The 13,222-nt window shown below is 67.8% G+C and carries 12 protein-coding genes and 2 tRNA genes; 5 read left to right on the forward strand and 9 right to left on the reverse strand.

Annotated features, from left to right (window positions below; all coding sequences use genetic code 11):
• Positions 1-61 precede the first annotated feature (61 nt).
• The gene (crgA, locus tag AB0J02_RS06830) at positions 62-319 is read left to right on the forward strand and encodes a cell division protein CrgA (protein WP_324774600.1); all 258 of its coding nucleotides are present in this window, start codon (positions 62-64) and stop codon (positions 317-319) included.
• Positions 320-588: 269 nt separating this feature from the next.
• Here crgA and AB0J02_RS06835 read toward each other — a convergent pair whose 3' ends face one another.
• Positions 589-1,482 (reverse strand): rhomboid family intramembrane serine protease, encoded by an 894-nt coding sequence (locus tag AB0J02_RS06835; RefSeq protein ID WP_363192502.1) that lies wholly within the window; start codon positions 1,480-1,482, stop codon positions 589-591.
• A gap of 72 nt (positions 1,483-1,554) precedes the next feature.
• Complete coding sequence (locus AB0J02_RS06840; protein WP_363192503.1) at positions 1,555-2,082, reverse strand: peptidylprolyl isomerase; 528 nt, start codon at positions 2,080-2,082, stop codon at positions 1,555-1,557.
• A 265-nt stretch (positions 2,083-2,347) separates the two neighbouring features.
• Between AB0J02_RS06840 and AB0J02_RS06845 the strand changes: the two genes are divergently transcribed.
• Complete coding sequence (locus tag AB0J02_RS06845) at positions 2,348-3,046, forward strand: DUF5324 family protein (protein ID WP_363192625.1); 699 nt, start codon at positions 2,348-2,350, stop codon at positions 3,044-3,046.
• Between the two features lie 79 nt (positions 3,047-3,125).
• Here the strand turns inward: AB0J02_RS06845 and AB0J02_RS06850 are convergent.
• Positions 3,126-3,198: transfer RNA gene (locus tag AB0J02_RS06850), tRNA-Ala, on the reverse strand.
• Between the two features lie 183 nt (positions 3,199-3,381).
• Between AB0J02_RS06850 and AB0J02_RS06855 the strand changes: the two genes are divergently transcribed.
• Positions 3,382-3,930 carry a DNA-binding protein gene (locus tag AB0J02_RS06855; RefSeq protein ID WP_363192504.1) on the forward strand — a complete coding sequence of 183 codons (549 nt, stop codon included), beginning with the start codon at positions 3,382-3,384 and terminating at the stop codon, positions 3,928-3,930.
• Between the two features lie 138 nt (positions 3,931-4,068).
• Positions 4,069-5,787: a serine/threonine-protein kinase gene (locus AB0J02_RS06860; protein ID WP_363192626.1), complete on the forward strand. Its 1,719-nt coding sequence runs from the start codon at positions 4,069-4,071 to the stop codon at positions 5,785-5,787.
• 269 nt (positions 5,788-6,056) lie between these two features.
• Here AB0J02_RS06860 and AB0J02_RS06865 read toward each other — a convergent pair whose 3' ends face one another.
• The 3 genes from AB0J02_RS06865 to AB0J02_RS06875 all read right to left on the reverse strand — a co-directional run bounded on the left by AB0J02_RS06865 (position 6,057) and on the right by AB0J02_RS06875 (position 8,425).
• Positions 6,057-6,302 carry a hypothetical protein gene (locus AB0J02_RS06865; protein ID WP_363192505.1) on the reverse strand — a complete coding sequence of 82 codons (246 nt, stop codon included), beginning with the start codon at positions 6,300-6,302 and terminating at the stop codon, positions 6,057-6,059.
• Positions 6,303-6,617: 315 nt separating this feature from the next.
• Positions 6,618-8,081 (reverse strand): hypothetical protein, encoded by a 1,464-nt coding sequence (locus AB0J02_RS06870; protein ID WP_363192506.1) that lies wholly within the window; start codon positions 8,079-8,081, stop codon positions 6,618-6,620.
• A gap of 215 nt (positions 8,082-8,296) precedes the next feature.
• Positions 8,297-8,425, reverse strand: coding sequence for a DLW-39 family protein (locus AB0J02_RS06875; RefSeq protein WP_003999697.1), 129 nt, complete (start codon positions 8,423-8,425; stop codon positions 8,297-8,299).
• 329 nt (positions 8,426-8,754) lie between these two features.
• Between AB0J02_RS06875 and AB0J02_RS06880 the strand changes: the two genes are divergently transcribed.
• Positions 8,755-9,120, forward strand: coding sequence for a DUF6344 domain-containing protein (locus tag AB0J02_RS06880; protein ID WP_363192507.1), 366 nt, complete (start codon positions 8,755-8,757; stop codon positions 9,118-9,120).
• Positions 9,121-9,675: 555 nt separating this feature from the next.
• Here AB0J02_RS06880 and AB0J02_RS06885 read toward each other — a convergent pair.
• The 3 genes from AB0J02_RS06885 to gyrA all read right to left on the reverse strand — a co-directional run bounded on the left by AB0J02_RS06885 (position 9,676) and on the right by gyrA (position 13,198).
• Positions 9,676-9,749, reverse strand: a tRNA-Ile gene (locus tag AB0J02_RS06885).
• Between the two features lie 145 nt (positions 9,750-9,894).
• Positions 9,895-10,566: a DUF3566 domain-containing protein gene (locus AB0J02_RS06890; protein ID WP_363192508.1), complete on the reverse strand. Its 672-nt coding sequence runs from the start codon at positions 10,564-10,566 to the stop codon at positions 9,895-9,897.
• Between the two features lie 19 nt (positions 10,567-10,585).
• Entirely contained in the window at positions 10,586-13,198 is a 2,613-nt protein-coding gene (gene gyrA, locus AB0J02_RS06895; RefSeq protein WP_363192509.1) for a DNA gyrase subunit A, read from the reverse strand.
• Between the last annotated feature and the right edge of the window lie 24 nt (positions 13,199-13,222).

Consider the following 13,222-nt stretch of genomic DNA (forward strand, 5'->3'; position numbering starts at 1 on the left):
CTCCCGGAGCCAGCCAACGTCCCCTGCGCGGCCACGCAGCGCATCGACAGGAGAGACCCTCGTGCCGAAGTCACGTATCCGCAAGAAGGCCGACTACACGCCGCCGCCGGCGTCGAAGCAGGCAGCCAATATCAAGCTGACCAACCGCGGCTGGGTGGCCCCGGTGATGCTCGCGATGTTCCTCATCGGGCTCGCCTGGATCGTGGTCTTCTACGTGACCGACGGCTCGATGCCGATCGATGCCCTCGGTAACTGGAACATCGTCGTGGGCTTCGGCTTCATCGCCGCCGGCTTCGGCGTCTCCACCCAGTGGAAGTGACCCACCCGGCACCCCAGGCTCTGCCCCAAGCCATCCACTGAGTTATCCACAAGTTATCCACATGGGGAAAACATCGGACGATCTGTGGATAACCCAACGAGTGTTGACGCCGGTGTGACCGGCCAAGTGACCCTCGACCATCTGTTCGCCCCTTGTCCTTGCTGGGAAAACCCAGCTCAGCGACGAGGGGCACAGTTGTTCCCCACAGCATGCACAAGATCCGGCACCCGCTGTGGACAACGTCGGTCACCATCGGTGGGCGACCGGGCTCAAGTGAGCTGCGCGGTCCTGACCAGGACGGTGCCGAGCACGGCCGCGAGAACGAGGGCACAGGCCCCGTACTGCACCAGCGCGCGCCGCTCGCGCGGGGCGTGAACCATGGCGTACCCGACGACGAGGCCACCGACCAGGCCGCCGACGTGGGCCTGCCATGAGATACCGGCCCACGTGAACGTGAAGATCATGTTGATCACGAACAGCGCGATGATCGGGCGCAGATCGTAGTTGAGGCGGCGCATCAGTACGGCCGTCGCACCGAACAGGCCGTAGACGGCGCCCGAAGCCCCCAACGTCTGCGTGTGAGGGTCACCGAAGGCGTACACCGCAGCGCTGCCCGCCAGCCCGGAGACGAGGAAGAGCGCCAGGTACCGGGCGCGGCCCAGAGCGGCTTCCAGAGGTCCACCGAGCCACCACAGGCTGAGCATGTTGAATGCGATGTGCCACACCTGTGTGTGCGTGAACATCGACGTCACCAGCCGGTACCACTGGCCCGCCGCCACGCCTTCCTGCGGCTCGAAGGGGGCCGGCGGCCAGGACCCGAGCAGCACCAGATGGTTGATGAGGGTGTCGCTCGCGTGGACCGCGATGAACACGGCCACGTTGATCCCGATCAGTACTTTCGTCACCAGCCGCGGGTCGGCGGCGACCGTCCCCCCGGCGACGGTGCGCGGCTGATTGGCGGCGGGCGCGTGCCCGGTGCCCGAACCGCCGCGCACGCACTCCGGGCACTGGAATCCGACCGAGGCGCTGACCATGCACTCCGGGCAGATGGGCCGCTCGCACCGGGTGCAGAGGACGCCGGTCGGCCTGTCCGGGTGCCGGTAGCAGCCGGACAGGCCCTGGGCGTCCTGGGGTTCCTGCGGGCTGCCGGGCGCCTGGTCCATGGCGGTCGTCCCCTCGGATGAAGCCGGTCTCGTACGCGGGCGTTCGACGCCGTGCGGGAAGCCGTGTTCGCGTCAGCGGGTCTCGACGACGACCGATTCGATGATCACGTCGTTGACCGGGCGGTCGGTGCGCGGGTTCGTCTGCGTGTTGGCGATGGCGTCGACGACCTTCTGGCCGGCCTCGTCGACGACTTCGCCGAAGATGGTGTGCTTGCGGGTCAGCCAGGCGGTCGACGAGACGGTGATGAAGAACTGCGATCCGTTCGTCCCCGGCCCGGCGTTGGCCATGGCCAGCAGGTACGGCTTGGTGAAGGCCAGGTCGGGGTGGAACTCGTCCTCGAACTGGTACCCCGGGCCGCCCGTCCCGTTGCCCAGCGGGTCGCCGGCCTGGATCATGAAGCCGCTGATCACCCGGTGGAAGATCGTGCCGTCGTAGAGCGGTGCCTTGGACTTCTCGCCGGTCTCCGGGTTGGTCCATTCACGCTCGCCCTTTGCGAGCTCCACGAAGTTCTTGACCGTCTTGGGCGCGTGGTTCGGCAGGAGCCTGACCTCGATGTCGCCCTGGTTGGTCTTGAGGGTGGCGTACAGCTGCTCGGCCACGATCCGCCTTCCGTTGTCTTCTGTGCCCTGCCGATCCTCGCACGGCTCAGGTTGGCGTCCGAGGTTTCAGTCACCCAAAACCGGTCTACTCGTAACCGGAGAGGCGCGCCCTGCCACGATCCGTGGCATTGTCGTCGCCAAGCCCCTTACCGCTCCTTTCTTAGTCCTAACAAGCCTTACCACTGCATTTGATGCTTCTGGCAGGCATGATCCGCAAAAGGGTGGAAAGGTGAATCACCTGTACGCCACCGAGGAGGAGGATCCCGTGACCCGCATCGACAGCATGCGCGCCGCGACCGGCTCGGCGAAGGACAGCGTGCTGCACGCCGCGGACGTGGTGGCGCCCTACGCCGAGACGGCCAAGGACCGTGCGACGCAATATGCGCACGAAGCGCGCGTCGTGCTCGGCCCCAAGGTCTCGCAGGCCGCCCAGCAGGCGCGCGCCCAGTACGGCGCTCACCTGGCTCCGCGTCTTGAGCAGGCACGCACTCATGTCCCGCCGAAGGTCGACCAGGCCGCGCAGGAAGCGGCAACCCGTACTCGTCAGGCTGCCCGTCAGGCTGCCGAGTACTCGAAGCCGCGTATCGAGCACGCTGTGGCGGCGGCCCAGCCGGTGCGCGAGGAGGCGACGGCCCGCAGCGTCGCCGCGCTCGCCGCACTGCGCGGACAGGTCTCCCCCAAGGAGATCCAGAAGCTCGTCCGCAAGCACGAGCGCCGGGCTCGCGCCGGTCGTCTCGCCAAGGGCCTGGCTGTGCTCGGTGTCCTGGCGGGTGGCGCGTTCGTCGCGTGGAAGTGGTGGGACAAGCAGGCCAACCCGGACTGGCTGGTGGAGCCCCCGGCCGCCACCGAAGTTCCGGTTGCCGCGCCGCTGACCTCGGTCGACGGCGCCGGTCAGGACGTCCTCGACCCGGAGGTCCAGGCCAAGCAGGCCGAGGCGGAGGCGGACCCGGAGGAGCGCCGCTGACCGCTGCGTGCAGCGCGTCCTCACGTACGACGAAGCCCCTCCGACCAGGGAAGATCCTGGGCGGAGGGGCTTCGGGTTGTGGAGCCTAGGGGAGTCGAACCCCTGACATCTGCCATGCAAAGACAGCGCTCTACCAACTGAGCTAAGGCCCCGAAAAGGGTGCGTGCCACCTGAGGATTCACGCCTCGGGCGAGCACGCAGACCAGAGTACCGGGTCACCCCCCGGATCTCGCAAAAGGATTGGGGGTCCCGGCGGGCAACCACTCTCCGTAAGATGCCCCCACGTGCTTCACGGCAGCGAAGCAACGTATTTGGGGAAGCGATGGGGAGACGCAATGGACGCCGCACAGCAGGAAGCTACCGCAAGAGCCCGGGAGCTCCAGCGGAGCTGGTACGGGGAGCCGCTGGGGGCGCTCTTCCGTCGGCTGATCGAGGATCTCGGCCTGAATCAGGCCCGCTTGGCGGGCGTTCTTGGGCTGTCCGCGCCCATGTTGTCCCAGCTGATGAGCGGTCAGCGCGCGAAGATCGGCAATCCCGCGGTGGTGCAGCGCGTGCAGCTTCTGCAGGATCTCGCGGGTCAGGTGTCCGACGGCAGTGTCAGCGCGGCCGAGGCCACCGAGCGCATGGATGAGATCAGGAAGTCGCAGGGCGGCTCGGTCCTCACCAACACCGGTCAGACGGCGTCCGGTTCGGGCGCGCCCACCGTGAAGCGTGTGGTGCGTGAGATCCAGTCGCTGCTGCGCTCGGTCTCGGCGGCCGGCGACATCATCGAGGCCGCGGACTCTCTCGCCCCCACCCACCCGGAACTGGCAGAGTTCCTCCGGGTGTACGGCGCGGGGCGTACCTCCGACGCGGTTGCCCACTACCAGGCGCACCAGAGCTGACCCTGTCCGGGCGCAGCACTGGATCCGGCCTCGTGACCTCCACCGTCGGCGGTGGTCGCGGGGCGGTCCGGGCATTCTTGCGCGGTGTCCGTGGGGGCCTTCCGCATCGCGGGCCCGGGAGGGGAGCGACGCACGACCATGGGTGAGGTCTTCGCCGGCCGGTACGAACTGGCCGACCCGATCGGCCGCGGGGGAGTGGGCGCGGTGTGGCGGGCCTGGGACCACCGGCGCCGCCGCTATGTGGCGGCCAAGGTCCTGCAGCAGAGCGATGCCCACACGCTGCTGCGCTTCGTGCGTGAGCAAGCTGTGCGCATCGACCATCCACATGTCCTGGCCCCGGCGAGTTGGGCCGCGGACGACGACAAGGTCCTGTTCACCATGGATCTGGTCGCGGGTGGCTCGCTGGCGCACCTGATCGGCGACTACGGTCCTCTGCCGCCGCCGTTTGTCTGTGTTCTGCTCGATCAGCTCCTCTCCGGGCTTGCCGCCGTGCATGCCGAAGGCGTGGTGCACCGGGACATCAAGCCTGCCAACATCCTTCTTGAGGCCACCGGTACCGGTCTGCCGCATCTGCGTGTCTCCGATTTCGGCATCGCGATGCGCAAGGGCGAGCCGCGCCTCACGGAGACCAACTATGTGGTGGGTACGCCCGGTTATTTCGCGCCCGAGCAGGCGATGGGTGCCGAGCCGGATTTTCCCGCGGACCTTTTTGCCGCGGGTCTCGTCGCGCTTTATCTCCTCGAGGGCGCCAAGCCGGACGCGAAGGCTCTGATCGAGCACTTCGCGGAGTATGGGACGCCGGGTGCCCCGGTGGGCGTGCCCGGTCCGCTGTGGAGCGTCCTGGCCGGTCTGCTGCAGCCGGATCCCGAGGCCCGCTTCCGCAGCGCGACCGGGGCGCGCAAGGCCCTTCTCTCCGCCGCGGAGCTGTTGCCGGAGCCGGGACCGGACGACGAGCTGATCGAGGTCTTCGATCAACTCGGGCCGCTGCCTCGGGGGTTCGATCCGAGTGGTCCCGCCGTCCGGGGCCGCAGGGCCCGTCCGCTGCACGCCACCGCGACGACACCGGTCATGCCCGTCCCCCTCCAGGATGACGAAGTCCCGTCGAGGTCGTCCACGGAGCCGGCCCCGTACTCGTCCACAGAGCCGTCCTCGGAGCCGAACTCCGGGCCGAACTCCGGGCCGAACTCCGGGCCAACTGTGGAGCCGAGCTCCGCGCCGACCGGCGAGTCGGCGTACGAGCCATCCTCCGAGTCGGCCCTGCAGCCATCCGCGGACCCATTCCTGGAAGCACCCGCGGATCCGTCCGTGGAGCCATCCCTGGATTCGGATCCGCCTCTGGAGCCATCCTCGGATCCGTCCTCGGAATCGACCGTCACCTCGATGTCGGAGACGGGAAGCTTCCACCTCCCGCCCCCAGCACCAGCCCCCCATCCAAATCCGGATCCGGCCTCGACCCCGACGCCGACCCCGGTCGACGATCGGCTCCCGCCGCCCCCATCGGTGCCTCCGATGCCCTCGGCCCACCCCTCCACCGCGGTCCCACTGCCCGAGCCGCCGCGGCATCGGCCACCGGCGGCGGAGCCACCTCCTGCGCCGGTGCTCGAACCGCAGCCCCTCCCTCATCTCCCTGTTGCCCATGCCCTCTCCCCGCCCTCTCTTCCGGCCCACGCGATGGCCACCGTCACGCACCAGCAAGGCCGTCACTCTCTGTACACCGCTCGCGGTCGAGAGGTTCCACATCGGGGGCGAAAAATTTCCGGCCGCCGCCCTGGCCCACCCCCGAAGGTGGCGGTCCCGGTCCTGTTCATAGCCGTGCTGTGCTTCGCCGTGGGCATCTGGGCCCTGACCCAGGCCTGAGCTGCCGGGCCCGGCTGGTCGCAGGCGGCGCACCGGCGTAACGCACTATCTGTCACGGAAAGTAGTGACGGACAGTCGCAACGGACAGTCGCGACGAACGGTACGGAAAGACAGCGGCTCCCCCGGCGGACGCGTTCCGCCGGGGGAGCCGGAGAGGCCGAACCTTGGAGGGTGACGGCGAGGAGAGACGGCCGCCTGGCCTACGGCAGGGCAGGCAGGCCCCGTTGCGAAGGACCGGACAGGTGCTGCCGAGGATCTACTGCCGAGGGTCAGCTCGCGTAGAACGGCGTCAGCTCGTACGTGTTGGGCTCGGAGCCCACCATGCAGGCCCAGTCCACGACTACCCCGTCGGCCTTCAACGCCTTGCCCCAGTTCGTGCAGTCGTCAAGGGTGCCGGTTCCCTTGATGTCCGCGCCCTGCACCGGGGCCGCGGCCTGAGCCGCTCCGGCGGCTATACCGGAGAATGCCAGGACAGTGGCGCCGACAACTGCGGCCTTCTTCAGGGTCTTGCGCATTCTTCGCTCCCTTTCGTCTGTGGGCACGCACGCCAAAAGGCGCACGACCACTGGTTGGAGACGGACGCGGGGACACCACGCGATTCCGTCACGCCGTCCCGGACCGCAAAGACACAAGTCCGGGATGGACGACGTAGGTGACACGCCTCGCACCCCGTCCGGCCATGGGTTTTGACCGCACGAAGTACTGGTGCGCACCGGGGGTTCCCCGGGCATTTGCTATCTGATCACACCAGCAACCACTGCCTCAAAGATCACAAAGCCCTGTTACAGGCCCCTGACGAACCCCGGAAGAAGGCATTACCGAGGCCACGTTCAGCCCACTCGGCTCCTCACCCGTCGCACCGCCACCACCCGCCACACCCCGAGCCACAGCACCAGCGCGCTCCCCGTACTGATTCCGGCCACACCCAGCAGCACCATCGGGCCGTTTCCCGACGACGTGGACGAGGCGGCAGAGGAGGCAGAGGACGAGCCCGAATCGGCCGCGCCGGTACCGGAGGAAGCCCCGCCGGTACCCGCACCGGCGGACTCTGTCCCGTGCCCTCCCCCGTCGGCGCCGTCGGTCGCGCCCGGTCCCTCCCAGACGGCGCCGCCCTCCCCCTGCTCCGCGGCCTCCCGGTCTTCGGCCGTCACCTGGAAGTCCCCCGGGTCCCGCACGTAGTCGGGCGCCCGCCGCTCATCACCGTCGAGGGTCACACGCAGCGTCAGCCCCGACTCCTTGTCCCCGAACTTCTCCGCCATCGCCGGATTGAGAGTGACTTTGAGGTAGTACCAGCCGGCCAGCCGCATCGCCGCCTGGTCGCCGCGCATCAGATAGCGGTTCTCGTACGCCACAGGCGGCAGCGGTTCGAACGTGGTGGACGTCGGATCGCCCGTGTACGACGCCTCCTTGGACACGACCGACGCCCGTGCCGGGTTGTACAGCTCCATGTCGAGCGCGCCCGTCACGAATCCGTGTCGCGATCCGTCCCCCGCCGAACTGCCCAACTCGGCATCGAGAAAGAGCTGCTGCCCCCAGTTCACCGGAACCCGGTAGAAGTGGCTCTGGCCGGGCCGGATCCCGTCTTTCCACACTCCTGCCGACATCGCCACCGCGTCGTTGAAACCAGTGCCTCCCGAGCGCCGCGTGGCCTTTCCCGACGGCGGCTGCACAGAGGCGGAGGGCCAGGCCTTCGGCCCTTCGCCGGGAGTCGCCGACACCAACCCCGGCTCGGTGGCCACCCGCAGTTCGAGCCCCCACGCCTCGTGCGTCGAGTCGGCGTCCGCCTTGCGTTCCACTACGACGTAGTACGTCCCCGCCGACTGGCATCGCATCCTTCCCGGCCGTACGAGACGCTCCGCGACGGCCGCGAGGGGCCGCGGAAAGGCACCGGAGCGGAACGTCGCGCGCTCGGAGTCACAGCGGTTGCCGCTACGGTCCTGGAGCGTCACGGTGATGCCGTCCGAGTAGGCGACCTTCACGTCGCGCGCCAGTGACGGGACCGCGACCACCGACAGGTAGGCGTTGGCCGCGCCGTCCAGCTCGACGCGGTAGTACGCGGCGCCGCTCGCCCCGCTCCCGAGCGAACTCCGATACGTCCTGCCCGTACTGAGCCGCGGCGCGTCAGTGCTGTTCTGCGTCCCGCGGATCTTCTGGGCGCCCTTGGCGTAGACGTACGGGTCGGACCCGTCGGCCGCCACCGCCGCGCCGGGCAGCGCAAGGACCGCGCACAGACCCGCGCCGGCAGCGACCGCCGGTATCACTGCGCCGCGCCATCCCTGCACCAGCCTCCTCATGAGTCTCCCCATGAAGGGCCATCCTGCCGTTCCGGCCCGCGTACTGTCCGCCGTCCGCCGCAATCCCGCCACTCATTCACTGCTGCAAGAAGTGGCGTCGCATACGTGAATACCGTGGCCCCGCGCCGCCCACAGGGCGAGCCGAGCGGTCCCGGGCAGCACAAAGCCCCGGCCGCTTTCGCGACCGGGGCCTGTGCAGAGACTGTTGTCGATACTCACGAACCCGTGGGCACGGAGTCAGTCGCCTCCGTCCACAGATCCTGCTCGGCGCGATCCGCCTGGATCTGGCGGTACACGAGGAGCCCGCCGATGGCGGCCAGTGCGACCAGGAGAAGCTTCTTCACCGCGCGACCTCGTCTTTCCTTGGCGTAGGGGACTTCTGCCGCCCGACTATACACACCGACCGATACCGATCGGTGACCTGGGATACGCCCCCAACTCCCGCCCGGAACACAGCAGTAGAAGCGGACGATCTCGCTCCACAGAACACCCCCGACTCTCCCCATACGGTGAGAATTCTCCTCCCCAGCGGAGGAATCGGACCTCTTGCGCCCATCCGGGTGGTGTTCATCTGAAGATCGACGCGCCGCGAGCGTCGGTCCCGCACTCTTGGCGCTGCGTACACATCATGAGGAAAGTACGCAAATCGCCCAACCTGAAAGTGAGGGACACCATGACCAAGAACCGGGTCATGACGGTGTGGACCATCGTCATCTCTGCCTTCATCGCGCTCTTCTCGGCGCTCGGACTCGTCGCCCCGGCCGCCGCGGCCACTCCCGTACAGCAGACGGAGGGAGCCCGCAGCTCCGCGGTGAGCGCCCCCGCCGCCGCGTCGGCCCTTCCCTTCTGGACCTTCAAGCGGTCCCTGCCACCGACGATGAAGCAGCGCATCCGCGCCGAGGCCCACGGTTCCTCCCCCAGCTGCCGGCACCGCGCGCCGACCGACACCGAGCAGTCCGACGGTGAGCAGACCGGGCAGAGTGAGCAGACGGACAGGGACGCGGGACTGCGGACCGAAGCACTCACGGCAAAGCCGTAGTCGGAACCAGCCGTCCAGCTCACCAGCAGGACATCACGCAAGAACAGCCAGACCAGTAAGAACAGTAAGAACAGCTGGACCAGTAAGAACAGTGGCACCGCAACACAGCAACACCCGTAGCACCCGAAGCACCGCAGTAGGCCATACGTAGTAAGCAGCTAGTCAGTAGCAGGTAATAGGCCCTGAGTGCGACGCAGCACGGCAACAAACAGGGCGCACAGGCAAGACGGGGCGTACGAGCCCCGGCGCGACCATGGACCCCGTCCAGGGACGCAGCATCTCGTACACGGCCGAACCAGTGGGCGGCATCCTGATAGGCCGCCTATGAAGGCAACAGGCCCCAGGCGCAGGCAACAGGCGTCAGTAGGCAGGCAGTACCAGCGCAGCAAGTACAAGCGCAGAAAACCGCACAGAGGCAGACACGAGGCCCCAGCCATGACTTTCGGCTGAGAGGGCCCTTTCGGCATGCCCGGGCACGGGAACATACGCGATGCACGCATGGTGTACGCACAGCAGAAGACCCCCAAGCGTTTCCACTTGAGGGCCTTCATGATGTGGGGCTAACAGGATTTGAACCTGTGGCCTCATCCTTATCAGGGATGCGCTCTAACCAACTGAGCTATAGCCCCGCCGCGCTCTGCGGTGTGTGTCCCGCGCGCTGACCTCTGAAGATTAGCGCACCTGGGGGCCAGTCCCAAAATCGATAGTCCTGGCCCGCCGGGCATCAGCTCTCAGGCGGCCCTCAGGCCCCCGTACAGGCTGGAAACGCGCCGCTCACTCGTCCTCGGCGAGCGTGAGCTCGATGCCGCCGACGAAGCCGGCGGAGAGGTTGTAGATGAACGCGCCGAGCGTCGCGAGCGCCGTCGCCAGGACGACGTCGATGACCGCGATGACCGTCGTGAACATCAGCACGCGCGGCAGCGAGAGGAACGACTGAAGGTCGAAGCCGTTGGACTCGTTCGAGCCCGTGGCCTCGGAGATCGTTCCGCCGACCGTGGAGAAGACGCCCATGGCGTCCATGACCATCCACAGCACGGCGGCCGCGATGATCGTGCAGATGCCCAGCGCGATGGACAGCAGGAAGCTGACCTTCATCACCGACCACGGATCCGCCTTGGCCACGCGCAGGCGGGCCTTGCGGGTGCGTGGGGTGGTGCGTGCGCCGGTGCGCGGCCTGCGCACCGCTCCGGCCGGCGCGTTCTGGTACGCCTCCGGCGGATGGTACGGCTGAGCCGATTGTTGCGGCTGCTGCCTCTCTCCGGGCAGAGGACCGCCACCGTCCGCCGCGTACTGCTGTGCCTGCGGACCTCGGGTGTCCGTCACAGTTCCCCCCTGGGATCCATGAGACTCGTGCGAGTCCTTCGAGTCATGAGCGGGGCCACGGCCGCCCTCGGTTTCCGTACCGGTGGATGTTCCGGTAGAGCCTGCGCCCGTGGCTCCGCTCACGATGACTCTTCTCCTCGCGCTACTCGGCCGAGGACTGCTCGCCCTCGTCCGTTCCGACGACCGTCTCGTCCTGGGCCGATTCGTCCGTCACGGCGCCGTCCGCGTCCGCGGCGTCACCGTCGACCTCCTCGGCCTCGCGACCGGCCTCGGCGTTACGAGCGATGCCGACGACGGCATCGCGCTTGCCCAGGTTGATCAGTTGGACGCCCATGGTGTCACGGCCTGTCTCCCTGACCTCGTTGACTCGCGTACGAATCACACCGCCGGACAACGTGATGGCGAGGATCTCGTCGGTTTCCTCGACCACCAGCGCGCCGACCAGCGAACCACGGTCCTCCACGATCTTGGCGGCCTTGATGCCGAGGCCGCCGCGACCCTGGACGCGGTACTCGTCGACGTTGGTCCGCTTTGCGTACCCGCCGTCGGTGGCGGTGAAGACGAACGTACCGGGCCTGACGACATTCATCGAGAGCAGTTCGTCGCTCTCGCGGAAACTCATGCCCTTGACACCCGAGGTGGCACGGCCCATCGGACGCAGTGCGTCGTCCGTGGCGGTGAACCGGATCGACTGCGCCTTCTTACTGATGAGCAGCAGGTCGTCCTCGGACGAGACCAGTTCGGCGCCGATCAGCTCGTCGTCCGAACCGTCCGCCGCTTCGCGGAGGTTGATGGCGATGACACCGCCGGAGCGCGGCGAGTCGTAGTCCTTGAGCGACGTCTTCTTCACGAGGCCCGCCTTGGTGGCGAGGACCAGGTAAGGCGCCGCATCGTAGTCGCGGATCGCGAGGATCTCGGCGATCGCCTCGTCCGGCTGGAAGGCGAGCAGGTTCGCCACGTGCTGCCCGCGTGCGTCGCGGCCGGCGTCCGGGAGTTCGTACGCCTTGGCGCGGTACACGCGGCCCTTGTTGGTGAAGAACAGCAGCCAGTGGTGCGTCGTCGACACGAAGAAGTGGTCGACGATGTCGTCTTCCTTGAGCTTCGTGCCGCGGACGCCCTTGCCGCCGCGCTTCTGGGAGCGATAGTCGTGCGTCTTGGTGCGCTTGACGTACCCGCCGCGCGAGATCGTGACGACGATGTCCTCTTCGGCGATCAAGTCCTCCATGGACATGTCGCCGTCGAAGGGCACCAGCTTGGAGCGCCGGTCCTCGCCGAACTTGTCGACGATCTGCTGCAGTTCCTCGCTGATGATCTGGCGCTGCCGCTCGGGCGAGGCCAGGATCGCGTTGTACTCGTTGATCTTCTGCTGCAGTTCGTCGTGCTCGGCGACGATCTTCTGGCGCTCCAGGGCGGCGAGCCGGCGCAGCTGCATCTCGAGGATGGCGTTGGCCTGGATCTCGTCGATCTGGAGAAGGCCCATGAGGCCCTCTCGCGCGATCTCCACGGTGTCGCTGCGCCGGATGAGGGCGATGACCTCGTCGATGGCGTCCAGGGCCTTCAGGAGGCCGCGCAGGATGTGCGCGCGCTCCTCGGCCTTGCGCAGGCGGTACTTGGTGCGCCGGACGATGACCTCGACCTGGTGGCTCACCCAGTGGCGGATGAACGCGTCGAGCGACAGCGTGCGGGGCACGCCGTCGACGAGCGCCAGCATGTTGGCGCCGAAGTTCGTCTGCAGGTCCGTGTGCTTGTAGAGGTTGTTCAGCACGACCTTGGCGACGGCGTCCCGCTTCAGGACGATGACCAGGCGCTGGCCCGTACGGGAGCTCGTCTCGTCGCGGACGTCCGCGATACCGCCGACCTTGCCGTCCTTCACGAGGTCGGCGATCTTCTGCGCGAGGTTGTCCGGGTTGACCTGGTAGGGGAGTTCGGTGACCACCAGGCACTGACGGTTCTGGATCTCCTCGACCTCGACGACCGCGCGCATCGTGATGGAGCCGCGTCCGGTGCGGTACGCCTCCTCGATGCCCTTACGGCCCACTACAAGGGCACCGGTCGGGAAGTCAGGGCCCTTGATGCGCTCGATGAGGGCGTCCAGGAGCTCCTCGTGCGAGGCCTCCGGGTTCTCCAGGCACCACTGGGCGCCTGCCGCGACCTCGCGCAGGTTGTGCGGCGGGATGTTGGTCGCCATACCGACCGCGATACCGGCCGAGCCGTTGATCAGCAGGTTCGGGAAACGGGCAGGCAGGACGGTCGGCTCCTGGGAGCGGCCGTCGTAGTTGTCCGTGAAGTCGACGGTGTCCTCGTCGATGTCCCGGACCATCTCCATGGACAGCGGCGCCATCTTGCACTCGGTGTACCGCATGGCGGCCGCCGGGTCGTTGCCCGGGGAACCGAAGTTGCCGTTGGAGTCCACCAGCGGCATGCGCATCGACCAGGGCTGTGCCAGGCGGACCAGGGCGTCGTAGATCGAGGAGTCGCCGTGGGGGTGGTAGTTACCCATGACGTCACCGACGACGCGGGCGCACTTGTAGAAGCCCTTCTCGGGCCGGTAGCCGCCGTCGTACATGGCGTACAGGACGCGGCGGTGGACGGGCTTGAGACCGTCGCGGACGTCGGGCAGCGCGCGGGACACGATGACGGACATCGCGTAGTCGAGGTAGGAGCGCTGCATCTCCGTCTCGAGCCCGACGGGCTCGATCCGCATCGCGATGTCGGCGCCCTCGTCAGGGGTGCTCGGAGTGTTCTCGTCGGCCATTGCTGGTGAAGATCCTTTCTGCGG

Source organism: Streptomyces sp. NPDC050264 (assembly GCF_040655895.1).
GTDB lineage: Bacteria > Actinomycetota > Actinomycetes > Streptomycetales > Streptomycetaceae > Streptomyces.

Bases quoted from the DNA above. Each gene is read 5' to 3' on its own strand.
- AB0J02_RS06860 (WP_363192626.1), top strand. From the start codon at position 4,069: ATGGGTGAGGTCTTCGCCGGCCGGTACGAACTGGCCGACCCGATCGGC.
- AB0J02_RS06880 (WP_363192507.1), top strand. From the start codon at position 8,755: ATGACCAAGAACCGGGTCATGACGGTGTGGACCATCGTCATCTCTGCC.
- AB0J02_RS06855 (WP_363192504.1), top strand. From the start codon at position 3,382: ATGGACGCCGCACAGCAGGAAGCTACCGCAAGAGCCCGGGAGCTCCAG.
- AB0J02_RS06835 (WP_363192502.1), bottom strand. From the start codon at position 1,482: ATGGACCAGGCGCCCGGCAGCCCGCAGGAACCCCAGGACGCCCAGGGC.
- gyrA (WP_363192509.1), bottom strand. From the start codon at position 13,198: ATGGCCGACGAGAACACTCCGAGCACCCCTGACGAGGGCGCCGACATC.
- AB0J02_RS06870 (WP_363192506.1), bottom strand. From the start codon at position 8,081: ATGAGGAGGCTGGTGCAGGGATGGCGCGGCGCAGTGATACCGGCGGTC.
- AB0J02_RS06865 (WP_363192505.1), bottom strand. From the start codon at position 6,302: ATGCGCAAGACCCTGAAGAAGGCCGCAGTTGTCGGCGCCACTGTCCTG.